Below are 25,260 nucleotides of genomic sequence, written 5' to 3'. Positions count from 1 at the left end.
CTATCTCCACCAGCGATAGAAATGATGCACCGGGCCGCTGCCCCTGCCGATGGCGAGGCCCGCCCCGGCCTGCAGGGCTTGGTGCAGGTAATCCCTTGCCTGCGCGACGGCTTCGGCAAGTGGCATGCCGCGCGCCAGCCCGGCGGCGATGGCCGCAGAGAGCGTGCAGCCGGTGCCGTGGGTGTTGGGCGTATCGATGCGCGGGCGCGAAAGCCGGGTCAGGGAGGAGCCGTCGAGCAACAGGTCCGTGCTTTCCGGCCCCGTGCCGTGACCGCCCTTGATCAGGACCGCATTTGCTCCGGTCTCCAGCAGGCTCTCGGCCTGCGCGATCATCTGCGCCTCGTCTTCCGCCACGGGCCTGCCGCTGAGCAAGGCGGCCTCGGGCAGATTGGGCGTGACGATGATCGCCTGCGGCAGCAACTCGCTGCGCAGTGCCTCGATGGCGTCGGCCTGCAACAGACGGTCGCCGGAAGTGGCGACCATCACCGGATCGAGTACCGGCCGCACCTTGTGGCGGCGCAGGGCGCTGGCGATGGCCATGATCGTATCGATGCGCGAGACCATGCCGATCTTGGCGGCGCCGATCTCCATGTCCTCGTAGAGCGCGTCGATCTGGCCGGCGACGATATGTGAGCTGATGTCCTCGACGTCGCGCACCCCTTGCGTGTTCTGCACCGTGATCGCAGTGATAGCGCTGGTGCCGAAGACGCCGAGCGCCGAGAAGGTTTTGAGGTCGGCCTGTATGCCGGCCCCGCCGCCGCTGTCCGAGCCTGCGATGGTGAGCGCGATCGCCGTCATAGCCAGTCTCCGGCCCCGTCTCTGGCATCGTCCACGGCCGCCCGCAGTTTGCGGGTGGCGGCGGCAATGTCAGCGGCGCGGAAGATCGCCGAAATCACTGCCACGCCAGATGCGCCCGCCTCTACCACCTGCGCCGTGCGCGGCACGTCGATGCCGGCGATCGCGCCAACCGGAAGTTCGGCTTTCGCTGCGCGGATGCGTGCGCGCAGGGCACGAAATCCTTCGAGCCCGACCGGCGCATCCGGGTTCTTCTTGGAAAGGGTCTCGAACACGCCGCCGATGCAGGCATAGTCGATGGGAGCGGCGATGGCCGCATCTGCGTCCGCCTCGTTCTTCACCGTCAGGCCGATGATGGCATCGGGGCCGAGCAGGCGGCGCGCGGTCTCGGCCGGCATGTCGTCGCGGCCGATGTGGATGCCGTCGGCACCCGCCGCAAGGGCCACCTCCACACGGTCGTTCACCACCAGCGGCACGCCGGTTCCGGCAAGCGCTGCACGGATTGCCTCCGCCTCCGCAATCATCTGCCGTGTCGGGGCCTCCTTGTCGCGGTACTGGATGATGGTGGCGCCGCTGCGCGCGGCGATGCCGGCCATTTCAGCCAGATTGCCGAGCGGGCGCAGCGCGCCGTCGATGATGGCGTTCAGCCTGTAGTCAACCCTGTTCATGATCTGCCTTTGCGAATGTAGGAATGTGAGCGCCTTCGAGATTGGCGAGCGCGTCGAGAAGGGCAGGCTCGAAGCTGCCCGGCCCGGCAGCCACCTTGCCCGCCATCTCGGCTGCCACACCGAAGGCGAGCATGGCCGCGCATGCGGCCAGATAGGGCTCGGGTTCGATGGCGAGGAAGGCGGCGATGACGGCACCGGAAAGACAGCCGGTTCCCGTCACCAATGCGGTCAGCGGATGGCCGTTGGTCACTGAGAAGGATGCCCCGTTGTGCGCGATGCGATCCGCCTTGCCGGTTCGTACCGCCACCACTGCGGCGGGCACGGAAAGCAGGTCGAATTCGGCCGCATTGGCGCGCAGCACCGCGGGACCACGCGCCAGCAGTTCCTGCGCGAAGGCGGCGCGCGGCGGCGAATAGTCGCAATGGGCGGGGTCGAGCGCCCATGGCCGCCCCCGCTCCGCAGCGACATCCACCGCGATGTCGATGGCCTCGCGGCGCTGGGCATCCAGCGTGCCGAGATTGACCAGCAGCGAATCCGCCCTGGCGACGAAATTTCCGACCTCCTCGGGCGAGGAGGTCATGGAAGGAATCGCGCCCAGCGCCGAAAGCCCGTCTGCGACGAATTTAGGGACCACGCCGTTCATCAGGCAATGAACGCGCGGACGGCGCCGGCGCACCTCGTCCAGCAGGCCGGCTGTGTGCTGGATCGCGCTCATTGCAACTCCACCGCGATGTCTTCGACCGCGGGGGCCTTCTTGATCAGCCCGCTTTCCTCAAGGAATGCCCCGAAGCGGGCATAGCGTGCGCGGTCGAGTGCCGAGGGCCGCTTGGCGAAGCGCGGCAGCGTGTCGTGCCACGCGGCCTTGTTCAATTCGTCATCAAGATCCGGATAAGCCCTGATGAACAGCTTCCAACTGTCTTCGGGATGGTTGGTGAGGTGGATCGCGCCTTTCTCCACCGCGCCAAGAAAGCGCCTCAGGCGGTCGTCGCCTGCCAGTTCCGGACGGGTGACGAACACCAGCTCGTCATAGACCGGAATGCCGTGCTCCTCGGGGAAGAAGGCGCGGCCTTCATGGCCTTCGAGCTTCATCTGGGTGAGCTCGAAATTGCGGTAGCCGCCGATGGTGGCGTCAACCTGCCCGCTGATCAGCGACGGTGACAGGGCGAAATTGACGTTGACCAGCTCGATCTTGCTCTTGTCCACCCCGGCATTGCCCAGCATGCGGGAAATGATGGCGTCCTCGAAGCCGGAAACCGAGTAGCCGATCTTCTTGCCCTCGAGATCCTTCAACTCCCTGATCGGCCCGTCGGCCAGAACCGTGAGCGTGTTGAGCGGGGTCTCGACCAGTGTGCCGAAGCGCACCAGCGAGACGCCGGCATCATGGTCGAGATAGAGATTGGGCTGATAGTGGATGCCGATCTCGGCCTTGCCGGAGGCCACCGCGCGTGGCACGATCGAGGGATCGGCAGGAGGCACGAACTCCACCTCAAGTCCCGCTTCCTCGAACAGGCCGAGCTCCTTCGCCACCACCAGCGGGGCATGGTCCGGATTGACGAACCATTCCAGCATCACGGTGAGCTTGTCGGCCGCATGGGCGGCACCCGCCGTGGCGACGGAAAGCAGAAGCGCGAGCGCGCAGGATCGGATCATGAGGATTTCCTTTGCTGATGATGGGGAGAGAATTCGCCTTCGCGCGCCCACGGCGTGAGAAGGGGGGCGAGGGCATCGACGGCCCGCCGCAACAGGAGGGTGAGGACGGCGATGACGGCCATGGCCGCGAACATGGTGTCGGTCTGCATGCGGGCATTGGCCTGAACCATGACGAAGCCGAGCCCCGCCGATGCACCCACCCATTCACCGATCACGGCTCCGAGTGGAGCAAGCGGCGCGGCAACCCGCAACCCGGAAACCAGTGCGGGAATCGCCAGCGGCACGCGCAGCAGAAACAGCGTCTGGCGGTGGCTGGCGGGGGTGAGGGCGGCGGCATCGACGATTTCGGGTGGCGTGCGCCGCAGCCCGTCCGCAAAGGCGGAGGCGACGGGAAAGAAGATGATGAGCGCCGTCATCACCACCTTGGAGCTCATGCCGAAGCCGAACCACAGCACCAGGAGCGGCGCGATGACGAAGACCGGAAAGGCTTGCAGAACCAGCACCACGGGCCAGACCGCGCGGCCAAGGCGCGGAAAGCTGGCGATGGCAAGCGCGGTCGCCACGCCTGCGAGCGTACCAGTGACGAATCCGGCGGCGATCTCGGACAGCGTCACCAGCATGTTGTCGAAAAGATAGAGCGGCTGCCGCTGGAAGGCGGCCGCGACGTCCAGCGGCGCTGGCAATATGTAGCGCGGCGGGGCAAAGGCCATGACGATTGCCTGCCATGAGGCCACCAGCACCAGCGTGGTGCGCAATGCTGCCAGAACAGCCGGCATGTCGCGATTCCCTAGAAGCGGAATCGTGTCGGCGGGCGGAATTCGTATCGATGCTGCATGGCGATCTCCCGACTTGTCATCATGGAGATCCAGGTGTGCGAAGAATTGGCAGGATTGCCCGAAGGCCCTTGTTCCGTTCCTACGCCGGCATAACCCGGATCAGGTTCAAGGGTCCGGCTCACTGCCATCTCAGCGCCGTACGGCGCCCCCCTCGGAATGAAGCCATCTATGTTTCAAGCGCCCGGTTCTGTCAAGCGACGTTGCCGCTGGCCAGAGAACGGAAGGGGCTGTCATCAGCCTGATCGCGAGCTGTCATCGCGCTGTAACGTGCGGGTCCTAGCTAGCGGGTCTCTTTTTGAGTTTACGGAGAACCCGATCATGCGAAGCCTACTCGCCATTCTGACCGCAACAACCATACTGGTTCCGGCCGTTGCCGGCGCCGCCACGGTCTACCCGCTCGACAGGGCAACGATTCTCACCGCTTCGCCCTTCGACGTGAAAGTCGAGTTCGATGGTGTTGTTGCGGGTTCCGATGTCACCGTCACCATCAACGGCAAGCCGGCCGCGGAAGTTCTTGGCAAGGAAGCCACCTTCATCGAGAAGGAAGACGGCGTCGAGGCTTCGGCCGTGCGTCTGGAAGGCGTGACGATCACCGAGCCCGGCACCTACACCGTGATCGCCAAGGCCGGCGACGATGAGAAAACCGTGACCTGGGAAGTTTACGGCACCGCTGCCGAGCCGAAAGCGAAGAACGTGATCTTCTTCCTCGGCGATGGCCTCTCGGTCGCCCACCGCACTGCCGCCCGCATCATGTCGAAGGGCATGACCGAAGGTAAGGCCAATGGCCGCCTTCACATGGACGATCTCGATCGCATGGCCTTCATCGGCACCTCGTCCACCGAAGCGATCGCCACCGACAGCGCCAACACCATGTCGGCTTACATGACCGGCCACAAGAGCGCCGTGAACGCGATCGGCGTCTACGCTGACCGTACCGCCGATCCGTTCGACGACCCGAAGGTCGAGACGCTGGTCGAGGCCCTGCGCCGTCAGACTTCCAAATCGGTCGGTATCGTAACGACGTCCGAGCTTCAGGACGCGACGCCGGCAGCGCTCTTTTCCCACACCCGTCGCCGCGCCGAGAAGGCGGCCATCAACACTCAGATCTTCGATCTGAAGCCGGAGGTCATCCTTGGCGGTGGTTCGGCCTACTTCCTGCCGCAGTCCGTTGCCGGCTCGAAGCGCAAGGACGACACCGATCACGTTGCGGGCTTCAAGGACGCCGGCTATACGCTGGCCACCACGAAGGGCGAGCTTGAGGCCGCCGCCGGCTCCAACACCGGCAAGGTTCTGGGCCTCTTCCACACCGGCAACATGGACACCACCCTCGACCGTGAGTTCCTCAAGAAGGGCACTGTCGGGAAGTTTCCCGAGCAGCCCGGTCTGGTCGATATGACCAAGGCCGCCATCGGCCAGCTTGAGAAGAACGCCGAAGGCTTCGTGCTCGTCGTGGAAGGCGCCAATATCGACAAGATGTCCCATCCGCTCGACTGGGACCGCGCCATCGTGGACACCATCGAGTTCGACAAAGCGATCGGCGTTGCCCGCGAATTCGCCGAGAAGAACCCCGATACGCTGATCGTCGTCACCGGCGACCACACCCATGGCGTTTCCATCATCGGCACGGTCGATGACGAGAAGCCCGGCGACGAGATGCGCGAGAAGGTCGGCACCTATGCCGAGGCCGGTTTCCCGAACTACGTCGATTCCAACGGTGACGGCTATCCCGACAGCGTCGATGTCTCGCGCCGTCTGTTCCTGGCCGCCAACAATGGTCCCGACCACTACGAAACCTTCCGTCCGAAGCTCGACGGCCCGTTCGTTCCGGCCATTCAGGACGAGAACAAGAAGTACATCGCCAACGAAGCCTACAAGGACGTTCCCGGCGCGGTGTTCGTGGAGGGCAACATTCCGCGTGACGGCGACACCGGCGTTCACGCCGTTGACGACGTGGTGCTGCAGGCGACCGGCCCCGGCTCCGAGAACTTCAAAGGCTACATGGAGCAGAGCGACGTCTACCGCGTTCTGGCCGACGCTCTGGCGCTTGGTACCACGCAGAAAAAGTAACACGTAAACAAGAAGCGGCAGGCCCGGATCATCTCCGGGCCTGCACCCGTTCAGTCAAGGAGGCTGCGATGATCTTCACCGCCCCGGATCGCCGGCAGGCGCTCGCCATGATCGGTGCCGCTGCGCTCTGCCTTTCGGCAAGGCCGGCCCGTTCGGCACCGAGCCCGATTTCCTTCAATGAACTCTATGGCAAGGTCAGCGTGCTGGGCCTGACCTTCTCCGACAAGGTGAAGGCTCTGGAAGGCAAGCCGGTCGCCATGCGCGGCTTCATGGCGCCGCCCCTGAAGGCGGAAGCCAATTTCTTCGTGCTCACTGAAATTCCGATGGCACTGTGTCCGTTCTGCTCGTCGGACGCGGACTGGCCGGACGACATCATCGTCGTCTATCTCGACCATGCCCAGACCTTCGAACAGGCAAATGCAACCATCGAAGTCTCCGGCAAGCTCGAAGTCGGTTCGTGGACCGATCCGGATACGGGTTTCGTCAGCCTGCTTCGCATCGTCAACGCCGATTTCCGAAGGGTTTAGCGTGATGCAGGCTCTGTCAGTCGAAGGCCTTCAGGTCCGTTATCCGGGGCTTCCCGTGCCAGCGCTCGATTTGGCCGGGTTGCGGCTGGAAGCCGGGGAAATGGTTGCTCTGGCGGGGCCTTCGGGGTCGGGCAAGACCACCTTCATCAACATCGTGACGGGCATGGAGCGGGCGGGAGCCGGCCGCGTGGTCTGGAACGAAGAGGATATCGCAGCGCTGCCCGAAGGTGGGCGCGATCGCTGGCGGGCCCGAAATGTCGGCCTCGTCATGCAGGACTTTCATCTGTTCCCCGGCCTTTCGGCCGAGGCCAATGTGCTTTTGCCGCAGCGCCTGTCGCATCTGCGCCTGCCAGACGGGATGCAGGCGCGGGCCCGCGATCTGCTGGCGCGGGTCGATATCCAGCGCCCCGGTCAGCTCGTCGGCACGATGTCGCGCGGCCAGATGCAGCGCGTGGCCGTGGCGCGCGCTCTGGTCGGCCGTCCGGGCGTGATCGTGGCGGATGAGCCGACCGCGAGTCTCGACGCGGAAGCCGGCGCATCGGTCGCCAGCCTGCTGGTCGATCTGGCCGAAGAGGCGGGCTCCACGCTGATCGTGGCAAGCCATGACGAGCGGCTGATCGGCCGCATGAGTCGCACGCTGCGGCTCGAAAACGGCCGTCTGGCTGCATGAGGATCTGATACCGGATGTTTCATTTCATTCTTGCCGACCTGCGCCGCAACTGGATCGGTGCGCTCATTCTCGCCTTGCTGATCGCACTGGCGACGGCGCTCGGCGTGTCCGTCACCTTGCAGGAGCGCGCATTGCGGCTTGGCAGCGCCCGCGCCGCCGCAGCCTTCGATCTGGTTGTCGGCGCGGCCGGTTCGGAAACCCAGCTCATCCTCTCGTCCATCTTTCTCCAGCCAGCACCACTGCAACTGCTGCCGCCGGCGACATTATCGGCCCTGCGCGCCGATCCGCGCGTTGAAAACGCCATCCCGGTCGGTTTCGGCGACTTTGTGGGCGGCTATCCCATCGTCGGCACCACCGGCGATGCCATCGGCATGCTGGGCGGACTGGCCGGGGGCGAGGGCTTCAGCCATCTGGGCGACGCCATCGTCGGCTCTCAGGTGACGCGCGACATCGGCGACAGCTTCCATCCATTTCATGGCAGCGTCGGGGAGGCGGGCGAGGTGCATGCGCATGTGGAATACCGCGTCGTCGGCCGCATGGCGCCAACCGGCACGCCGTGGGACCGGGCCATACTGGTGCCGATCCAGTCCGTGTGGGCCGCACATGCCGACCACGATCACGAGGCGGAGACGGCAGGGCTGGCCGCCGTCGCTCACGTTCCGCACGATCACGGCCACGACCATGGGCCGGGCTTCGCGGGCGATCCGGTCGACGAGGCCGCGTTGCTGAGCGCCGACAATCCGGGCGTTCCCGCCATTCTGGTCAAGCCCAAGAGCATTGCCGATGCCTACAATCTGCGTCAGCAATACCGCACCGAAACGACGCTCGCCGTCTTTCCCGGCGAGGTGCTGACGCGGCTCTACGGCACGCTGGGTGATGCCCGCCGTGTTCTCGGCTTCGTGGCTATGGGCGCGCAGGGGCTTGTCGGTGCCGCCATTCTCATGGTGGTGGCGGTTCACGTTCTCCAGCGCCGGCGCCAGATCGGCGCCTTGCGGGCCTTCGGCGCGCCGCGGCCTGTGGTGATGGGCATGGTCTGGCTGGAGGTCTTCATGCTCGTCGCGGCTGGCGTCATTGCAGGCTTCGCGATCGGCTATGCCATCGTACGGGCAATCTCCTCGCATCTGGCTAAAAGCAGCGGTGTCGCCATGCCGGTCGAATTCCAGACGGCGGACCTGTGGACGCTGGCCGGCCTGTTGCTCGCCTGCGCCATTGCAACCCTTCTTCCCGCGCTGATCGCCTATCGCCAGAGCCCGGCGCAGGCATTGCGCGCCTAGCAAGAGTATTGCCAGTAAAGTAAATCACGATATAAACATTTCTTTATGTGATATTGACATCGTTTGCCGAAACGCCGAGATTGAAGGCGTCGTGGTTCTTCGGGGCGGGATTTTGCCCCGAAGCTAAGAGGGAAGCCGGTGCCTTCCATGGGAAAGCCGGCGCTGCCCCCGCAACTGTAGACGGATAGCCTTGCGTCCATTCAGGTCACTGGGGTGAAAGCCCTGGGAAGACGGACGCAGGCGATGACCCGTGAGCCAGGAGACCTGCCATGACGAAAACACGTCCACGGGCGGGGTGTCCCGGAGGCCATGATATGCCCGCATCGTGCGGGTGTTGACGGCTGCCTCGCGCATCCGCCCCAACCATCGGGGTCTATGGAATGGCTAGATCGAAAGTTTCCGTCGCAACGCTTGGCGTGCCGCGCATCGGCCGCCGCCGCGAACTGAAGTTCGCACTTGAAAACTACTGGTCGGGCAAGGACAGCGCCGAGGCTCTGCTCGAAACGGCCAGACGTCTGCGCGCAGATAACTGGCGGCTTCAGGCCGAAAAGGGCGTCACGCGCGTTCCGTCCAATGATTTCTCGCTCTACGACCATGTGCTCGACACCGCTGTCATGGTCGGTGCGATCCCGCAGCGCTATGGCTGGACCGGCGGCGAGGTGCCGCTCGACACTTATTTCGCCATGGCGCGCGGCAGTGAGGGGGATGCCGCCTGCGGCCATCCCGGCCATGTCCATTCCACCTCGGCGCTGGAGATGACCAAGTGGTTCGACACCAACTACCATTACATGGTGCCCGAGCTGGCGCCGGATCAGGAATTCGTGCTGGCCACCACCAAGCCGGTCGATCATTTCCTTGAAGCGAAGGCGCTCGGCATCCACACGCGCCCGGTCGTGCTTGGGCCGGTGACCTTCCTCCGGCTTGCCAAGTCCGGCGGCGAGGAATTCGATCTGCTCTCGCTGCTGCCCAAGCTTCTGCCGGTCTATACCGACCTGCTGAACCGCCTGCACGCGGCCGGCGCCGACTGGGTGCAGATTGAGGAGCCCTGTCTGGTTCTCGATCTCGAAGCCGGTGAACGCGCCGCGCTCGAAGCGGCCTACAATCACTTCGCCACCGAGGTTCCCGCACTCAACCTGATGCTCGCCACCTATTTCGGCGCGCTCGGCGACAATCTAGACCTCGCCGCTTCGCTTCCCGTGTCGGGACTTCATGTCGATCTGGCCCGCGCGCCGGAGCAGCTTGAAGCCGTTGCGGCGAAGGTGTCCTCCAGCACAGTGCTGTCACTCGGCGTGATCGACGGCCGCAATGTCTGGCGCGCCGATCTCAATGCCATACTGGACTATCTGAAGCCGGTGGTGGAGGCACGTCCGCTCGATCGTATCGAGATCGCGTCGTCCTGCTCGCTGCTGCATGTTCCGGTCGATCTGGAACTTGAAACGGCGCTGGACGCGGAGCTGAAGTCCTGGCTCGCCTTTGCCACGCAGAAGCTCGACGAACTGGTCGTGCTGGGGCATGCGGTGTCGGAGGGCCGCGCCGGGGTTGCGGATGCCCTGCAGGCCTCGGCTGACGCCATTGCCTCGCGCCGTAAATCTCCGAGCGTGCACGACAGGAAGGTGGGCGACAGGCTTGCCGCCGTCACCGGGGCCATGGAACGTCGCAGGAGCGCTTTTGCCGCGCGGCGTGAAAAGCAGTCCGGCAAGCTCGACCTGCCGAAATTCCCCACCACCACCATCGGCTCGTTCCCGCAGACGGCAGAGGTGCGCAAGGCGCGCTCTGCCCATGCAAGGGGTGAACTGAGCGCTGCCGACTACGAAGCCTTCCTGCGCAGGGAGACGCAAGCGGCGATCCGCTGGCAGGAGGAAATCGGTCTCGACGTGCTGGTCCATGGCGAGTTCGAGCGCAACGACATGGTGCAGTATTTTGGCGAGCAGCTTGCCGGTTTCGCCTTCACGCAGGCCGGCTGGGTGCAGAGCTACGGCTCCCGCTACGTTCGCCCGCCGATCATCTACGGCGACGTCTCGCGCCCGGAACCGATGACCGTGCGCTGGTGGGAATATGCGCAGTCACTGACCGACAGGCCGGTCAAGGGCATGCTCACCGGCCCCGTGACCATTCTCAACTGGTCCTTCGTGCGCGACGACATTCCGCGTTCGCAAAGCTGCCGCCAGATCGCTCTGGCGATCCGCGACGAGGTGGTCGATCTCGAAAAGGCGGGCGCCGTGATGATCCAGATCGACGAGGCAGCGCTGCGCGAAGGCCTGCCGCTGCGCAAGCAGGACTGGAAGGCCTATCTCGACTGGGCGGTCGGCAGCTTCCGGCTGGCGTCCACGGGCGTGGAGGATGCGACCCAGATCCACACCCATATGTGTTACTCGGAGTTCAACGACATCATCGACGCCATCGCGGCGATGGATGCCGACGTGATCTCCATCGAAACCTCGCGCTCGCGCATGGAACTGCTCGATGCCTTCCGCAATTACAAATATCCGAACGAGATCGGGCCGGGCGTCTACGACATTCATTCCCCGCGCGTTCCGCATACGGGAGAAATGACGGACCTGCTAAAACTGGCGCGCAAGCGCCTCTCCGACAGCCAGATCTGGATCAACCCCGATTGCGGCCTCAAGACCCGCAAGTGGGAAGAGGTGAAGCCGGCGCTGGTTAACATGGTGGCCGCGGCGCGCGAATTGCGGGCGCTGGCAAGCTGATAAAAAGCCCGCCGCCTGATTTGCCGGCGGCGGGCGCGTGTTTTGAGACCCGGTCCGTTATCAACGGGCCGGGTCGGTCACGTCGGTCAGGCTTCGATTTCCAGCTCGCCAAGCGGTCTGGAACAGCAGGCGAGGATAAAGCCTTCGGCGATTTCGTCATCGAGGATGCCGCCATTGTGGTTCATCTCGACCTCACCGGAAATCTTCCTCACCTTGCAGGTGCCGCACAGGCCGAACTCGCAGGCAGCTGAAATGCGCACGCCGCTGGCCCGTGCCGCCTGCAGCACGGTCTGGCCGGGCAGGCATTCGCCGTCTACCTCCGACAGGCTGAAGTGCACGGGCACGACCTCCTGAACCGGGGCCGCCTGCTCGGCGGCTTCCGTCTGCGCCTCGGCGAAAGGTGGGGACACGGGCTCCGCCGGCGGCGCGCCGAAGCTTTCCTGATGGTAGAAGGCCATGTCGAAGCCGGCGCTTTGCAGCATCTCGCGCACGGCCCTCATATAGGGTTCCGGCCCGCAGCAGAATATCTCGCGCTCATGGAAGTCGGGTGCGAGCAGCGGCAGGCGCACCGCATCCACGCGTCCCATATGGCCGGACCAGCCTTCGCGTGGCGAACGCTCCTCCACGATGAAGGCCAGCGACAGGCCGGGCATCCGCGAATTCAGCAGTTCCAGCTCCTTGCGGAAGATGATGTCTTCCGGCCGCCGAGCGCAGTTGACGAATGTGACGTCGGTGCCCGGCGCGCAGTCGCTGAACCAGCGCAGCATCGACATCATCGGCGTGATGCCCGACCCCGCCGACAGGAACAGATATTTGGCGCCCGGATGGGTGTGATGCGAAAAATCGCCGCCCGGTCCATATGCCTTGAGGCGGGCACCGACGCCCAGATTGTCGAACATCCAGCGCGTGCCGATGCTGTCCGCCTGAGCCTTGACCGTGACCGAGATGGAAAACGGCCGAGACGGCGACGACGACAGCGTATAGGTGCGCATGATCGGCTCGTCGGCCACGGGCAGTTCGAGGGTGATGAACTGACCCGGCATGTAGCGGAACCAGGTCTGCGCATCCGAGCGGAAGGTGAAGGTCTTCACCTCCGGCGCCTCATCCGTGATGCCGATCACCTCCAGAACCTGAAGGCGATCGTTCCACGGCGCCATCTCATCGAGATGGCGGTAGAGGCCGGGATCGGTCATGACGTTCACCGTCTCCTCCTTCGTCAGGCGACGTTCTTCAGGCGCGTTTTTCCGTCACCTGCCAGCCTCGGTTCGAGGAAATCCGCATACCACTGCACGAACTGGATGGTCCCGCCCTCATGAAGTTCCGAATAGGGGCCGGGCTCATAGGAGGGCGAGCGGATGCCGAAGGCGTTTTCCTCGACAATGCGGCGGTCCTGCTCGTTGGTCTCCATCCAGACATGGGCGAGTTCATGCGGGTCGTAGTCGACGCCTTCGACCGCATCCTTGTGCACCAGCCATTTCGTGGTGAGCATGGTTTCCTCCGGCCCGAGCGGAAGCACGCGGAAGGTCACGGCATGGTCGATCAGAACATGGTTCCACGTTGTGGGGTAGTGATAGAGCATCAGGCTGCCGATGCGGTCCGCATTGACCTGATCCGACAGATTGCGCTTCACCGCTGCCTTGCCGTTCATCGTGTAGCTGACGGAATCGCGCAGGAGCGGCGTGCGCGTGGCGCGATACTGGCCGTCCGGGCTGATGCGGAAATGGGACGGCAGACCGGCGGCTTCGCACTTGGCCCAGTGGGCGATCATCTCGGGATCGCTCTCGACATCGTTGACGCCGGTGACATTCGGAGCCTCCGGAAAGGTCTTGCAGAGTTCCGGATGGTTGCTGGCGCAGTGATAGCACTCGCGGTTATTTTCCCAGACCAGCTTCCAGTTGCCTTTCTCCACCGTCGTCGTCTCGAAGGCGACCTTGGCTTCGGTGAGGCGGTGCGGGTTGAAATAGGGGTCCATCATGGCGCGGAATGGCGCGAAATCGGCCGGCTGGTCGGCCAGGCAGATGAAGATGTAGCCCCCGGTCGCCTCGCAGGCGACAGGCTTCAGCGAATAGGAGCTGGGGTCGAAATCGTCGGCCATCTGGCGCGCGAACAGAAGCTTGCCATCGAGGTCATAGGTCCACTGGTGATAGGGACAAACCAGACGCGCCTGCGTGCCCTTCGCCGTGGTGCAGACACGGCTGCCGCGATGGCGGCAGGAGTTGTGGAACGCCCGGATTTTCCCCTCGCGGTCGCGCACGATCACCACAGGATAGTCGCCGATCTGCACGGTAAAGAAGCTGCCAGGCTTTGGCAGTTCGCAATCATGGCCGATGAACAGCCAGTCGCGATACCAGATCAGCTCCAGGTCCAGCTTGTAGAAATCGGGGTCGGTGTAGAAGGGCTGCTCCAGCGCATGACCCGGCTTGCGGGTGCGGATGAGCTCAAGCATTCTCGTACGGGCGTCCATGTCCTGTCCTCGCCAAAGGACTGAACTTGGTGGTGATTTGGGAATGAACGGCCCCGCGAGGGGTCACCCGCCATTCGCTCCCTGACCGCCCACCGCGATCAGTCGAAACCACTGTGCCGGGCCGCGTGCCTGTTTCGGATGAAGGCGGAAACAGGCAGATGCCTTGGGCTACAGCGATCTAAACATCATTCGCAGGTGCGGGGGACATGTGAAAACGACATCGCCTCGTCGCAGGACGACAGGCGATGTCGCGTGATTACGCCGTCGTTCGGGCCTAATCCCAGGCGAGCGCGCCACCGTTCTGATATTCGATGACGCGGGTCTCGAAGAAGTTCTTCTCCTTCTTCAGATCCATCGCCTCGCTCATCCACGGGAACGGGTTTTCGGTTTCCGCGAACACCGGGGCAAGGCCGAGCTGGGCGCAGCGGCGGTTGGCGATGAAGTGCATGTACTGCTCGCACAGCGCCGCATTGAGGCCGAGGAAGCCACGCGGCATCGTATCGCGGCCATAAGCGGCTTCCAGTTCGGCAGCGTCCGAAATCATGCCGCGCACCTCATCCTGGAACTCCTTCGTCCACAGATGCGTGTTCTCCAGCTTGATCTGGTTGATGACGTCGATGCCGAAGTTCAGATGGATCGATTCGTCGCGCAGGATGTACTGATATTGCTCGGCGATGCCGACCATCTTGTTGCGGCGGCCGAGCGACAGGATCTGCGCGAAGCCGGTGTAGAACCACATGCCCTCGAAGATGACGTAGAAGGCGACGAGATCGCGCAGGAACGACTGGTCGGCTTCCGGCGTGCCGGTCTTGAAGTCTGGGTTGTCGAGGTTCTGGGTGTGCTTGAGCGCCCATGCCGCCTTGTCGGTGATCGACGGCACCTCGCGATACATGTTGAACAGCTCGCCCTCATCGAGCGCGAGGCTTTCCACGATATACTGGAAGGTGTGGGTGTGGATCGCCTCCTCGAAGGCCTGACGCAGCAGATACTGGCGGCATTCGGGGTTGGTGAGGTGACGGTAGATGGCCAGCACGATGTTGTTGGCGACCAGCGATTCGGACGCGGCGAAGAAGCCGAGATTGCGCTTGAGCATGCGCCGCTCGTCCTCGGTCAGTCCGTCCTTCGATTTCCACAGCGCGATGTCGGCCTGCATGGAGACCTCGGTCGGCATCCAGTGATTGTTGCAGCCGGCGAGATACTTTTCCCACGCCCAGCGGTATTTCAGCGGCAGAAGCTGGTTCACGTCGGCGCGCGCATTGATCATGCGCTTTTCATCGACGGTGACGCGCGCCGCACCCCGCTCGATCTCGCCAAGTCCGGTGGCGTCGCCGGCAGGCGCATCCTTGCCCGGAAGCGGGATGGAAGGGTTGTTTTTGGGTTCGGACCAGTCGAGCATCTTATTTCTCCGGAAAGGCTTGGCGCACCCCATTCCTGACGCTTCAGGTATCGGCATGTGCCGGTCGGGATCGCATGAATGGTGAGGCACAGGATGGGGTGTCACATCACCCCATCCCATCCTGTCGGCTTTGCCCTCCCCGACCGGGGAGGGCAGGGGCCTGCTTACTGGCAGGCTTCGCAGTCGGGGTCGTCGATGGCGCAGGCCTTGCCCCATGCCGCGCTGGGGTCGACCACGATCGGCGTCGCGGCTTCCGCGGCCGCCATGCTGGCCGGCGAAACGGCGTTGAGCTTGCCGTCGGTGCCCTTGAGCGTCGACTTCTCGACATGGGTGGCCGAGCGCGAACGCAGGTAGTAGGTGGTCTTGAGACCCTTCTTCCATGCGAAGCGGTAAAGCTCGTCCAGCTTCTTGCCGCTCGGATTGGCGATGTAGAGGTTGAGCGACTGGGCCTGGTCGATCCACTTCTGGCGGCGGGAGGCCGCCTCGATCAGCCACGAAGAGTCGATCTCGAAGGCGGTTGCGTAGAGTGCCTTGAGATCGTCGGGGATGCGGTCGATCTGGCCCACCGATCCGTCGAAATACTTCATATCGGAGACCATCACCTCGTCCCACAGGCCACGCGCCTTGAGGTCATGGACGAGCTGTGCGTTCACCACGGTGAAGTCGCCCGACATGTTCGATTTGACGAACAGGTTCTGGTAGGCGGGCTCGATCGACTGCGCCACGCCGCAGATGTTGGAGATGGTCGCCGTCGGTGCGATTGCCATGGTGTTGGAGTTGCGCATGCCGGTTTCCTTCACCCGCTCGCGCAGGCTCGCCCAGTCGAGGGTGAAGGTGGAGTCCATGTCCACGCCGGGGCGCGCTTCTTCCAGCAACCTGATGGAGTCGATCGGCAGGATGCCCTTCGACCACAGCGAGCCCTCGAAGCTCGGATAGCGGCCGCGCTCGGCGGCGAGATCCACCGAAGCGGAGATCGCGTGGTAGCTGATCGCTTCCATCGAGCGGTCGGCGAATTCGACAGCCCCTTCCGAAGCATAAGGAATGCGCATCGCCTGCAGCGCGTCCTGGAAGCCCATCAGGCCAAGGCCGACGGGGCGGTGGCGCAGGTTCGAGGCGCGCGCTTCGGGGATGGTGTAGAAGTTGATGTCGATGACGTTGTCGAGCATGCGCATCGCCGTGCCCACGGTCCGGGCGAGGCGGTCGAGGTCGAGACCCTGCTCGGACACGTGATTGGCAAGGTTGATCGAACCCAGATTGCACACAGCAACCTCGTCCTTCGACGTGTTGAGGGTAATTTCCGTGCACAGGTTGGAGGAGTGCACCACACCGACATGGCCCTGCGGCGAACGGATGTTGCACGGATCCTTGAACGTGACCCACGGATGCCCGGTCTCGAACAGCATGGTCAGCATCTTGCGCCACAGGTCGAGCGCGCGGATCTTGCGCCAGACGCGCAGTTCGCCGGCCGCGGCCTTGGCCTCATAGGCTTCATAGGCGTTACGGAAGGCTGTGCCGTAAAGGTCGTGCAGGTCGGGAACCTCGTCGGGCGAGAACAGCGTCCACTCGCCGTCGGCCTCGACGCGCTCCATGAACAGGTCCGGCACCCAGTTGGCCGTGTTCATGTCATGGGTGCGGCGGCGGTCGTCGCCGGTGTTCTTGCGCAGGTCGAGGAATTCCTCGATGTCGACATGCCATGTTTCCAGATAGGCGCAGACCGCGCCCTTGCGCTTGCCGCCCTGATTGACGGCGATGGCGGTGTCGTTGGCCACCTTCAGGAACGGCACCACGCCCTGGCTCTCGCCGTTGGTGCCCTTGATGTGGGCGCCGAGGCCACGAACCGGCGTCCAGTCATTGCCTAGGCCGCCGGAATATTTGGCGAGCAGCGCATTGTCCTTCACGCCCTTGAAGATGGCGTCGAGGTCGTCGCCGATGGTGGTCAGGAAGCAGGACGAAAGCTGCGGCCTGAGCGTACCCGAGTTGAACAGGGTCGGCGTCGAGCACATGAAGTCGAAGGACGACAACAGGTTGTAGAATTCGATGGCGCGCGCCTCGCGGTCGATCTCACGGGCGGCGAGGCCCATGGCGACGCGCATGAAGAACGCCTGCGGCAGCTCGAAGCGTTTGCCCTTGGTGTGCAGGAAATAGCGGTCGTAAAGCGTTTGCAGGCCCAGATACTGGAAATGCAGGTCGCGTTCGGCCTTGAGGGCAGCGCCGATGCGCTTGAGGTCGAAGCGCCCGAGTTCGGGATCGATCAGGTCCGCCTCGATGCCGGTGCGGATGAATTCCGGGAAATAGGTGGCATAGCGCTCGGCCATGTCGGCCTGAGTGGCCTGCTCGGAGCGGCCGGTGACGAAGCTCAGCGCTTCGCGGCGAAGCCGGTCGAGCAGCAGGCGGGCGGAAACGAAGCTGTAGTTGGGCTCGGTCTCGACCAGCGTGCGCGCGGCAAGGATCGGCGCCAGCGACAGTTCATCCTCGGTGATGCCGTCATAGAGATTGCGCAGCGCCTCGTTGAGGATCGGCTGCGGGGAGACAGCCTCCAGCCCTTCGCAGGCTTCCTCGACGATGCGGCGGAAACGGCCCTCGTCCAGCGCAACCTTTTCGCCGGTGGCGCGGGTGACGTGGAGCGACGGCGCGGCGGATTCAGGAGCGGCGGCTTTGGCGGCCGCACGTTCGCGGGCGCGCTCTTCGCGATAGAGAACATAGGCGCGCGCGACCTTGTGGTGTTCCGAGCGCATCAGTGCCAGTTCCACCTGATCCTGCACGTCTTCGATATGGAAGGTGCGGCCTTCGCCGATGCGCCGGGTGAGGTTGCCCACGACCTGCTCGGTCAGGTCCTTGACCACGTCGTGCACGCGGCGCGAGCCGGCCGCCACCGAGCCCTCGACAGCCAGGAACGCCTTGGTCAGCGCGACGGTGATCTTGGTCGGATCGAAGGGCGTGACCGATCCGTTGCGGCGGATGATGCGGTAGCCGGGCTCCGTCGGGGTCCGGGCTTCGTTTTCTATGGAAGGTGGAACCGCATCGGTCCCGTTCGTCTGGAGTGCAGTGGTCGCCGGCATCTTATCCCCGTGGCGCTGTGGACGGGGGAGCTGACGGCAACGCATGCCCGATGGCGTGGCTCAGGCCACGTGGGCAAGCGCACCTCCGGGACACCCCGCCCGAGTTTCGTGCAGTATCACGGCAGGTCTCCTGGCTCACGGCTCATCGTCGCTGTCCGGCCTTCCCGGTGCCTGAAACGCACCAGTGACACGAAAAGGGACAACGACTCACCGTTTACAGTTGCGGGGGCAGCGTCGGATTTCCTCGCAAGGGCACCGACTTCCCTCTTAGCCCTCCAGATCCATATTGGCGCTGAAAGGAACCATGATGGCTACATTTAGTATCAGGAGCCGTTCTGGTGTCAACAGGTTGATTTTGAATTTGATGGATGAATTTATCTTATGCCCACAATCCAAAGGCTGCCTGTGCACAACGTCTTCATCGGAAGTTTTTTTGCCAGACCGGGCAAACGGGGCATTCCTGACGCATTTTGATGCCGTCCGGAACTCCCTGCCGGCGAGAAACACGGGTATAACCACAGGAAGATGCGGCGGCGGAAATTGATCCGCCGCCGGCTGGTATCAGATCGCTTCCAGATAGGTCTCGAATTCGAAATTGTTGACCCTCAGGGCGAAGGTCTCCAGTTCCTGCTTTTTGCACGCGACGAGAGAGCCGCGCAGCGCGTCCGGAAATATCTCCGCGACGAGGTTTCCGTTTTCGAAGCTGGCAATCGCCGAGGCCCAGTCGGGCGGCAGCTTGGTCATGTCGCGTTCGTAAACATCGGTTGTCGCCGGTTCCCCGGGGTTCAGCTGCTTCTCGATGCCGATGAGCGCGGCCCCCAATATGGCAGCCAGCACAAGATATGGATTTGCATCGGCCCCGGCCACGCGATGCTCGATGCGGCGCGCTGCATTTGGACCGCCGGGGATGCGGATCGCCACCATGCGGTTCTCATAGCCCCAGGCAACGGCGGTTGGCGCATGCGAGTTCGGACGCAGGCGGCGGAACGAATTGAAGTGCGGGGCAAACACCAGCGTGCTTTCCGCCATGGCGGCGAGTTGCCCGCCCACCGCATGGCGCAATATGTCGGAGCCGCGCGGCGTGCCGTCATCGAAGACGTTGTTGCCGTCTTCGTCGAGCAGGCTGAAATGGACATGAAACCCGCTGCCGGAGCGCTTGCCATAGGGCTTCGCCATGAAGGAGGCGATGAAGCCGTGCTTGCGCGCGATGCCCTTGACTGTGCGCTTGAAGAGTATGGCGTCGTCGGCGGCGCGCAGTGCGTCGGGAACATGGTTGAGGTTGATCTCGAACTGGCCGACCCCGTTCTCGGCAATGGCCGAGTCGACGGGAATGTCCTGCAGGCGGCAGGCCTCGTAGACTTCGTGCAGGAAACCTTCGAAGTCGTCGATCTCATCGATGGAAAGGGCCGCGTCGGAATCGAGCCGGCGGCCGGTGATCGGCGAGACCGGCCCGCGCGGGCGGGCAGGCTTCGGGTCGACCAGATAAAACTCCAGCTCGGTGGCGACGACCGGCGTCAGCTTCAGCGCCTTGTAGCGGTCGAGAATGCGGGCCAGCGCCCGGCGCGGATCACCAAGGAAGGGCGCGCCGCTTTCATCCGACAGCCAGAGCGGAATGAGCGCAGTGGGATGGGCGGTCCAGTCCATCGGCAGGATGCCGCGACCGGTCCACTGGCAGATGCCATCGGCGTCACCGGTCGAGAAGACCAGCTTGTTGCCGACGATGTCCTCGCCCCAGACGTCGACGCCGCACACCGAGTAGGGCATGCGCAACTTGCCTTCCAGTGCCTTGGCAGCCTGATCGACGGGGATGCGCTTGCCGCGCATGATGCCGTTCAGGTCGCACACCGCGGCCCTCAGGCTGTGGATGTCAGGCCGGCTTTTCAGCCAGTCCAGCACCTCTCTGATCGCTTCACTCAATTGATACCTCCGGGTTGGTTGAACATAGGGTGGCGACGCGCGCGGCTTTTCGGAAGCCACGCGCGTTCGGGCCGGGCATTGCACCGGCAGAATGGATTGCAATGAAAGAATGAGCGGGGTGGTGCTGCGTGCGCGCACCGTTTGTGGCTGGCGGTCGGCCCGACCGTTGTGTCCTGTTCCCAGGAATTTTGATTCGTCCCCATTGAAGCTGCAGGAGACCTGCCGGGACGAGAAATGATGAAATGCGGCCCGTAGCTTCCCCCCGGCCCTGTATTCCGGACCGTTCAGGAACACACTACCCGGCGGCAACAGCCTTGCCAAGCCGGATCAGGAAAGCTCGACCTGTCAGCTCTTCTTGCGGGCGCGGCCGGCAAAGGGGTTGTCGGAGGTGCGCAGCGCCACGCGGATCGGCACGCCGGGCATGTCGAAGGCTTCGCGCAGATTGTTGATCAGATAGCGCACATAGGACTGCGGCATGGCTTCCGGCCGCGAGCAGGAAACGACGAAGCCCGGCGGGCGGGTCTTGGCCTGCGTGACATACTTGACCTTCAGCCGGCGTCCGGCCACGGCGGGCGGCGGATGATGCTGGAGAATGCCTTCCAGCCAGCGGTTCAGCCTGCCGGTCGAGACGCGGCTGTTCCACACCTTGTGGGTGCGCTCCACCGCTTCCATCAGCTTGTCGAGACCGCGTCCGGTCTCTGCCGAAACCGGAACCGCCTGAATGCCGCGCACCTGCGGCAGCAGCCGCTCGGTCTTCTCGCGCAGTTCCGCCAGCAGCTGCTGCGGATTGTCGATCAGGTCCCACTTGTTGAAGGCGATGACCGGCGCGCGTCCCTCGCGGATGATGAGGTCGGCGATCTGCAGATCCTGCTTCTCGAAGGGAATGGTGGCGTCGAGCACGATGATGACGATCTCGGCGAAGCGGATGGCGCGCAGGCCATCGGCCACGGAAAGCTTTTCAAGCTTCTCCTGCACCTTTGCCTTGCGGCGCATGCCGGCCGTGTCGAACAGCTTCATCTGCCGTCCGCGCCACTCCCAGTCGACGGAGATGGAATCGCGGGTGATGCCGGCTTCCGGTCCGGTCAGCAGCCGTTCCTCGCCGATCAGCGCGTTGATGAGCGTCGACTTGCCCGCATTGGGACGGCCAACGACCGCGATGCGCAGCGGCTTGCTTTCATCATAGGCAGGCGCATCGGCTTCGGGATCGGCGATGTCCTCGCCGATCAGCACTTCGCTGGCGGCAGGTATCTCGTCGTCCTCGTCTTCGTCCTTGCCGAAGGCGCGTTCCTTGCCCAGCGCCTCGACCACGGCATCGCGCAGGTCCGGCATGCCGACACCGTGCTCGGCCGAGATCGGCACGGGTTCGCCGAGGCCGAGTTCCCACGCCTCCAGCAATCCGCCCTGAGCGCCGCGCGCTTCGGCCTTGTTGGCAACCAGCACCACCGGCTTGCCGGAGCGGCGCACCACATCGGCGAAAGTGCGGTCGTCGGGCATCAGCCCTGCCTTGGCATCGACCACGAAGAAGATGACATCGGCCTCGTCGATGGCGATCTCGGTCTGGGCGCGCATGCGGCCGGGCAGGGTGGCTGCCGGGGCATCCTCGAAGCCGGCCGTGTCGATCACCTCGAAGGCAAGGTCGTAGAGCTTGGCGGCATGGGTGCGGCGATCGCGGGTTACGCCCGGCGTGTCGTCGACGAGCGCCAGCCTGCGCCCGACCAGTCGATTGAAGAGCGTGGATTTGCCGACATTAGGCCGGCCGATGATTGCGGCTTTGAAGCTCATGTCTCACGACGCATTGCCCGAACCGCGGATCAGTTCGGACATCAGGGTAGCGCGCTGGCGAATGTTCTGCGGAGCCTGCTCGTCGTCGACGATCTGGTCGAACAGCTTGAGCGCGTCGGCGGACTTGCCTTCCTTCCAGGCAGCAAGGCCGAGCGCCTCGCGAGCGGAATGGCGCAGCGCATTGCCATCCACGGCGAGCGCCTCGACACGGGCGGATACGTCGGCATAGGAGCCGGTGTCGACCAGAAGGAGAGCCGCACGCAGCTTCGCCATGTCGCGCAGACCCTGCGGAATGGCGCTGTCGGCTGAAACCGCATCGAGTTCGGTGACGGCGGCCCCTACATCGCCGCTGTCGGCCTTGAAGGTGGCGGCCCGCAGACGCGCCAGAACCGGATAGGCCCCGTAGCCGTCTTTCTGGATTTCCGAGAGCGCGGCCAGCGCTTCATCCTGCTTGCCTTCATTGGCAAGGGTGAGCGCCTGCGAGAAGGCATCGCCCGAACGGTTGGCGCGGCTTTCATCCCAGTGGCGGTAGCCGACGAAGGCTGAGGTTGCGAGAACGACCAGAATGGCGATGGCGATCAGGATCGGGCCGAACCGGTCCCAGACCGCCTTCGCCTGTTCCTTGCGGATCTCTTCATTGACTTCGCGGATAAAGCTGTCGTCGGCCATTCACTCAAAACCGTTTCTTGCCGCCATGGCGGTGCGTTCGCCTGCGTTTTAGCTGAAATTCCCCGGCATGGAAGGGGCAAGCCTCAAATTCGCTCCGCGCCCCGGCCGGACCGCTGCTTTTTATGGACGGGACCTGCCGGCGATAAGACGGAAAAATGAAGGCAGGTTTATGGGGCCTTGTTCAACCGGGGAGCCGCCGACCACGCGATAACCGCCGCGACGACAAGCACCGCAGCCGCCAGCAGGGAGGCGGACACATAGTTTCCCGACCACTCGACCAGCAGTCCCGAAACCAGCGGTCCGATGATCTGGCCGAGCCCGAAGGAGGCGGTCATGATGGCAAAGACGCGCCGGGGGGCCTGCGGCGCAAGCTGGCGCGCTGCCTGCAGGCCGAGCGCCGTCTGGGCCATGAAGGTAGCACCCAGCAATATGCCGCCGGCAAGCGGCCCCATCCGCCCGGAGATCATGACGCTCGCCGCCACGCCGATCGCTTCCACGATGCAGGAAAGGGCATAGGCCTTATAGATGGAAGAGCGCCTGGCGAATGTCTGCCACAGGAAGAGCGAAGGAACGGCGGCAACGCCGGTTGCCAGCCACACCAGTGCTTCGAACACGCGCGTTTCGCCGTTCTGGCGCACGATGGCGACGAGAAACGTGGCGGTGACCACATAGCCGAAGCCGAACAACCCGTAGGAAAGGATGATCTTGTAAAGGGCCGCATCCCGGGGGAGTGGCGGCTCGCGGCCGGAACTGCCGCTGCCGGCCGGGCCTTCATTCGCGAGGAAGGCAACGAGAACCAGACCGGCAAAAGAAACCGCGCCGGACCAGTACCAGCCCGCCGTCCAGTCCGTCTGTGTCGTCGCCAGCGCCACCATCAGCAGCGACGAAATGGCGATGCCGGTCCCCACGCCACTGAAATGCAGGGATTGCAGCTCGTTGCGGCCACTCCTCGCCAGATGGCTGAAGACGATGCTGGCCATGAACACCATGGTCATGGCGCTGACGGCGCCGGCCAGAAAGCGGATGATGATGAAAGAACCTATTCCGGTGACCAGCCCCATTGCCGCTGCAAGCAGCGCGTTGAGCGCAAGGCTTGCCAGTGCGACAGCGCGCTCGCGTCCCTGCGCCCAGCCGCCCGCAGCCACCAGCGCCCCGACCAGATAGCCGACATAGTTGGCGGAGGCGATCAGGCCCGCATCGGATGCCGACAGGCCGAGCCCGTCCATCATGCCGGGCAGGATCGGCGTGTAGACGAAGCGGCCGATGCCCATGGCAACGGCAAGCGCAATCGCTCCGGCAAGGGCGAATCGGACGGGGGAGGCGGATGCGGCGTTCATGGCGCCCACAATATTTGCGCGTGCCGGCGATACAATCCGGCTTTCGTTGGGCCAGATGCGGCGCGCACCATGCCTGCACCTGGCCGGGCATAAGGCTGGAAAGCCATTGGCTACGGGTCTATCTATAGATTTCGACGCAACTGATCTTCAGGATTTTCCACCCATGACAGCACATGCCCCCTCGCTTTCGGCCGCCGGCGATTTTTCAGGTGTCATCGATCCGGTGAAGCTCGACCGGCTGGCCGAGGTGGCGATCAAAGTGGGCCTTCAGCTTCAGCCGGGGCAGGATCTGGTGCTGACCTCCTCGATTGCCGCCCTGCCGCTGACGCGCCGCATCGTTGAGCAGGCCTACAAGGCCGGCGCCGGTCTGGTGACGCCGATCTTCTCCGATGACGAGATCACGCTGGCCCGCTTCCGCTATGGCTCGGACGCCAGCTTCGACCGCGCCGCCGGCTGGCTGCACGAGGGCATGGCCAGGGCCTATTCGCAGAATGCTGCCCGCCTTGCGGTGCGCGGCGACAATCCCTCCCTGCTGTCGGGCCAGGACCCGGCCAAGGTGGCCCGCGCCAACAAGGCCAACTCCACCGCCTACCAGCCGGCGCTGGAAAAGATAACCGGCTTCGACATCAACTGGACCATCCTTGCCTATCCGGAAGTGGAATGGGCGCGGCAGGTGTTTCCGGGCGTATCCGACGCGGTGGCGGTCGGCAAGCTGGCCGAGGCCATCTTCGCGGCGAGCCGCGTGGACAATGACGATCCGGTCGCAGCATGGCGCGAGCACAACGCGGCGCTGGCAAAGCGCACCGAGTGGCTGAACGGCCACCGCTTCCATTCGCTGCATTTCACTGGGCCCGGCACCGATCTGACGCTTGGTCTTGCCGACGGGCATGAATGGATGGGCGGTGCCTCTACCGCGAAGAACGGCGTCACCTGCAATCCCAATATCCCGACCGAGGAAGTGTTCACCACGCCGCACCGCCTGCGCGTTTCCGGCCATGTTTCCTCGACCAAGCCTCTGTCCTATCAGGGCACGCTGATCGACGATATTTCGGTGCGCTTCGAGGAAGGGCGCATCGTCGAGGCGACCGCATCGAAGGGGGCGGACGTTCTCAACAAGGTTCTGGATACGGACGAGGGCGCGCGCCGGCTGGGCGAGGTGGCGCTGGTGCCGCATTCCTCCCCGATCTCGAAGAGCGGCATTCTCTTCTATAATACGCTGTTCGACGAGAATGCCTCCTGCCACATCGCGCTTGGCCAGTGCTACTCCAAGTGCTTTGTCGGCGGTGACAAGCTCACGCCAGACGAAGTTGCGGCAAAGGGCGGCAACAAGAGCCTCATTCATATCGACTGGATGATCGGCTCCGACAAGGTCGACATCGATGGCGTTCATGAAGATGGTCGCAGGGTGCCGGTGATGCGCGCCGGCGAGTGGGCCTGAAAT

19 protein-coding genes and 3 riboswitches are annotated in these 25,260 nt (G+C 64.1%); of the genes, 6 read left to right on the top strand and 13 right to left on the bottom strand.

Features of this window, described 5'->3' with window-relative positions; all coding sequences use genetic code 11:
- Genes thiD through AC5XE7_RS13290 form a run of 5 tightly spaced genes read right to left on the bottom strand, consistent with a single transcriptional unit; the run spans position 1 to position 3,889 of the window.
- Complete coding sequence (gene thiD / locus AC5XE7_RS13310) at positions 1 to 798, bottom strand: bifunctional hydroxymethylpyrimidine kinase/phosphomethylpyrimidine kinase (protein ID WP_495366308.1); 798 nt, start codon at positions 796 to 798, stop codon at positions 1 to 3.
- Positions 795 to 1,463, bottom strand: coding sequence for a thiamine phosphate synthase (thiE, locus tag AC5XE7_RS13305; RefSeq protein WP_495366309.1), 669 nt, complete (start codon positions 1,461 to 1,463; stop codon positions 795 to 797). Before thiE ends, thiD begins: the two co-directional genes overlap by 4 nt.
- The gene (locus AC5XE7_RS13300) at positions 1,450 to 2,178 is read right to left on the bottom strand and encodes a hydroxyethylthiazole kinase (protein ID WP_495366310.1); all 729 of its coding nucleotides are present in this window, start codon (positions 2,176 to 2,178) and stop codon (positions 1,450 to 1,452) included. Before AC5XE7_RS13300 ends, thiE begins: the two co-directional genes overlap by 14 nt.
- Positions 2,175 to 3,113, bottom strand: coding sequence for an ABC transporter substrate-binding protein (locus AC5XE7_RS13295; RefSeq protein WP_495366311.1), 939 nt, complete (start codon positions 3,111 to 3,113; stop codon positions 2,175 to 2,177). The genes AC5XE7_RS13300 and AC5XE7_RS13295 overlap by 4 nt, the downstream gene beginning before the upstream one ends.
- A complete protein-coding gene (locus tag AC5XE7_RS13290; RefSeq protein ID WP_495366312.1) occupies positions 3,110 to 3,889 on the bottom strand; it encodes an ABC transporter permease in 780 nt (259 codons plus the stop codon). Before AC5XE7_RS13290 ends, AC5XE7_RS13295 begins: the two co-directional genes overlap by 4 nt.
- A 119-nt stretch (positions 3,890 to 4,008) precedes the next feature.
- Positions 4,009 to 4,111: riboswitch (TPP riboswitch) on the bottom strand.
- 156 nt (positions 4,112 to 4,267) lie between these two features.
- Here AC5XE7_RS13290 and AC5XE7_RS13285 point away from each other — a divergent pair.
- From AC5XE7_RS13285 to metE, 5 genes are all read left to right on the top strand, one after another.
- Positions 4,268 to 6,016 (top strand): alkaline phosphatase, encoded by a 1,749-nt coding sequence (locus tag AC5XE7_RS13285; protein ID WP_495366313.1) that lies wholly within the window; start codon positions 4,268 to 4,270, stop codon positions 6,014 to 6,016.
- A gap of 68 nt (positions 6,017 to 6,084) precedes the next feature.
- The gene (locus AC5XE7_RS13280; RefSeq protein WP_425291487.1) at positions 6,085 to 6,543 is read left to right on the top strand and encodes a hypothetical protein; all 459 of its coding nucleotides are present in this window, start codon (positions 6,085 to 6,087) and stop codon (positions 6,541 to 6,543) included.
- A 4-nt stretch (positions 6,544 to 6,547) separates the two neighbouring features.
- Entirely contained in the window at positions 6,548 to 7,213 is a 666-nt protein-coding gene (locus AC5XE7_RS13275) for an ABC transporter ATP-binding protein (RefSeq protein WP_495366314.1), read from the top strand.
- A 14-nt stretch (positions 7,214 to 7,227) separates the two neighbouring features.
- Complete coding sequence (locus AC5XE7_RS13270) at positions 7,228 to 8,487, top strand: ABC transporter permease (RefSeq protein WP_495366315.1); 1,260 nt, start codon at positions 7,228 to 7,230, stop codon at positions 8,485 to 8,487.
- A 75-nt stretch (positions 8,488 to 8,562) separates the two neighbouring features.
- Positions 8,563 to 8,773: riboswitch (cobalamin riboswitch) on the top strand.
- A 94-nt stretch (positions 8,774 to 8,867) separates the two neighbouring features.
- Positions 8,868 to 11,195: a 5-methyltetrahydropteroyltriglutamate--homocysteine S-methyltransferase gene (metE, locus tag AC5XE7_RS13265; RefSeq protein WP_495366316.1), complete on the top strand. Its 2,328-nt coding sequence runs from the start codon at positions 8,868 to 8,870 to the stop codon at positions 11,193 to 11,195.
- A gap of 86 nt (positions 11,196 to 11,281) precedes the next feature.
- Here the strand turns inward: metE and AC5XE7_RS13260 are convergent, their stop codons facing one another.
- From AC5XE7_RS13260 to AC5XE7_RS13225, 8 genes are all read right to left on the bottom strand, one after another.
- Complete coding sequence (locus tag AC5XE7_RS13260) at positions 11,282 to 12,388, bottom strand: FAD-binding oxidoreductase (protein ID WP_287943184.1); 1,107 nt, start codon at positions 12,386 to 12,388, stop codon at positions 11,282 to 11,284.
- A gap of 23 nt (positions 12,389 to 12,411) precedes the next feature.
- Entirely contained in the window at positions 12,412 to 13,659 is a 1,248-nt protein-coding gene (locus tag AC5XE7_RS13255) for an aromatic ring-hydroxylating oxygenase subunit alpha (RefSeq protein WP_495366317.1), read from the bottom strand.
- Positions 13,660 to 13,933: 274 nt separating this feature from the next.
- Positions 13,934 to 15,055, bottom strand: coding sequence for a ribonucleotide-diphosphate reductase subunit beta (locus AC5XE7_RS13250; RefSeq protein ID WP_495366318.1), 1,122 nt, complete (start codon positions 15,053 to 15,055; stop codon positions 13,934 to 13,936).
- Between the two features lie 164 nt (positions 15,056 to 15,219).
- Entirely contained in the window at positions 15,220 to 18,114 is a 2,895-nt protein-coding gene (locus tag AC5XE7_RS13245) for a ribonucleoside-diphosphate reductase subunit alpha (RefSeq protein WP_495366319.1), read from the bottom strand.
- Positions 18,115 to 18,217: 103 nt separating this feature from the next.
- A riboswitch (cobalamin riboswitch) is annotated at positions 18,218 to 18,436 on the bottom strand.
- 239 nt (positions 18,437 to 18,675) lie between these two features.
- Positions 18,676 to 20,031, bottom strand: coding sequence for a glutamine synthetase family protein (locus AC5XE7_RS13240; RefSeq protein ID WP_495366320.1), 1,356 nt, complete (start codon positions 20,029 to 20,031; stop codon positions 18,676 to 18,678).
- A gap of 345 nt (positions 20,032 to 20,376) precedes the next feature.
- A complete protein-coding gene (gene der, locus AC5XE7_RS13235; RefSeq protein WP_495366321.1) occupies positions 20,377 to 21,813 on the bottom strand; it encodes a ribosome biogenesis GTPase Der in 1,437 nt (478 codons plus the stop codon).
- Positions 21,814 to 21,816: 3 nt separating this feature from the next.
- Positions 21,817 to 22,482, bottom strand: a complete 666-nt coding sequence (locus AC5XE7_RS13230; RefSeq protein WP_495366322.1) for a tetratricopeptide repeat protein — start codon at positions 22,480 to 22,482, stop codon at positions 21,817 to 21,819.
- Positions 22,483 to 22,649: 167 nt separating this feature from the next.
- Positions 22,650 to 23,819 (bottom strand): YbfB/YjiJ family MFS transporter, encoded by a 1,170-nt coding sequence (locus tag AC5XE7_RS13225; RefSeq protein WP_495366323.1) that lies wholly within the window; start codon positions 23,817 to 23,819, stop codon positions 22,650 to 22,652.
- Positions 23,820 to 23,982: 163 nt separating this feature from the next.
- Between AC5XE7_RS13225 and AC5XE7_RS13220 the strand changes: the two genes are divergently transcribed.
- The gene (locus tag AC5XE7_RS13220) at positions 23,983 to 25,257 is read left to right on the top strand and encodes an aminopeptidase (protein WP_495366324.1); all 1,275 of its coding nucleotides are present in this window, start codon (positions 23,983 to 23,985) and stop codon (positions 25,255 to 25,257) included.
- The last annotated feature ends 3 nt before the right edge of the window (positions 25,258 to 25,260 follow it).

It is taken from the genome of Aquamicrobium sp. YD-1-mutant5 (assembly GCF_059509755.1).
The sequence above is the reverse complement of the archived record's forward strand: the minus strand, read 5'-3'. Positions and strand labels throughout refer to the sequence as shown.

Excerpts from the sequence above, each read along its gene's own strand:
- AC5XE7_RS13280 (WP_425291487.1), top strand. The coding sequence starts at position 6,085 with ATGATCTTCACCGCCCCGGATCGCCGGCAGGCGCTCGCCATGATCGGT.
- thiD (WP_495366308.1), bottom strand. The coding sequence starts at position 798 with ATGACGGCGATCGCGCTCACCATCGCAGGCTCGGACAGCGGCGGCGGG.
- AC5XE7_RS13230 (WP_495366322.1), bottom strand. The coding sequence starts at position 22,482 with ATGGCCGACGACAGCTTTATCCGCGAAGTCAATGAAGAGATCCGCAAG.
- AC5XE7_RS13225 (WP_495366323.1), bottom strand. The coding sequence starts at position 23,819 with ATGAACGCCGCATCCGCCTCCCCCGTCCGATTCGCCCTTGCCGGAGCG.
- metE (WP_495366316.1), top strand. The coding sequence starts at position 8,868 with ATGGCTAGATCGAAAGTTTCCGTCGCAACGCTTGGCGTGCCGCGCATC.
- AC5XE7_RS13245 (WP_495366319.1), bottom strand. The coding sequence starts at position 18,114 with ATGCCGGCGACCACTGCACTCCAGACGAACGGGACCGATGCGGTTCCA.
- AC5XE7_RS13290 (WP_495366312.1), bottom strand. The coding sequence starts at position 3,889 with ATGCCGGCTGTTCTGGCAGCATTGCGCACCACGCTGGTGCTGGTGGCC.
- thiE (WP_495366309.1), bottom strand. The coding sequence starts at position 1,463 with ATGAACAGGGTTGACTACAGGCTGAACGCCATCATCGACGGCGCGCTG.
- der (WP_495366321.1), bottom strand. The coding sequence starts at position 21,813 with ATGAGCTTCAAAGCCGCAATCATCGGCCGGCCTAATGTCGGCAAATCC.
- AC5XE7_RS13275 (WP_495366314.1), top strand. The coding sequence starts at position 6,548 with ATGCAGGCTCTGTCAGTCGAAGGCCTTCAGGTCCGTTATCCGGGGCTT.
- AC5XE7_RS13255 (WP_495366317.1), bottom strand. The coding sequence starts at position 13,659 with ATGGACGCCCGTACGAGAATGCTTGAGCTCATCCGCACCCGCAAGCCG.
- AC5XE7_RS13300 (WP_495366310.1), bottom strand. The coding sequence starts at position 2,178 with ATGAGCGCGATCCAGCACACAGCCGGCCTGCTGGACGAGGTGCGCCGG.
- AC5XE7_RS13220 (WP_495366324.1), top strand. The coding sequence starts at position 23,983 with ATGACAGCACATGCCCCCTCGCTTTCGGCCGCCGGCGATTTTTCAGGT.
- AC5XE7_RS13295 (WP_495366311.1), bottom strand. The coding sequence starts at position 3,113 with ATGATCCGATCCTGCGCGCTCGCGCTTCTGCTTTCCGTCGCCACGGCG.
- AC5XE7_RS13270 (WP_495366315.1), top strand. The coding sequence starts at position 7,228 with ATGTTTCATTTCATTCTTGCCGACCTGCGCCGCAACTGGATCGGTGCG.
- AC5XE7_RS13250 (WP_495366318.1), bottom strand. The coding sequence starts at position 15,055 with ATGCTCGACTGGTCCGAACCCAAAAACAACCCTTCCATCCCGCTTCCG.
- AC5XE7_RS13285 (WP_495366313.1), top strand. The coding sequence starts at position 4,268 with ATGCGAAGCCTACTCGCCATTCTGACCGCAACAACCATACTGGTTCCG.
- AC5XE7_RS13260 (WP_287943184.1), bottom strand. The coding sequence starts at position 12,388 with ATGACCGATCCCGGCCTCTACCGCCATCTCGATGAGATGGCGCCGTGG.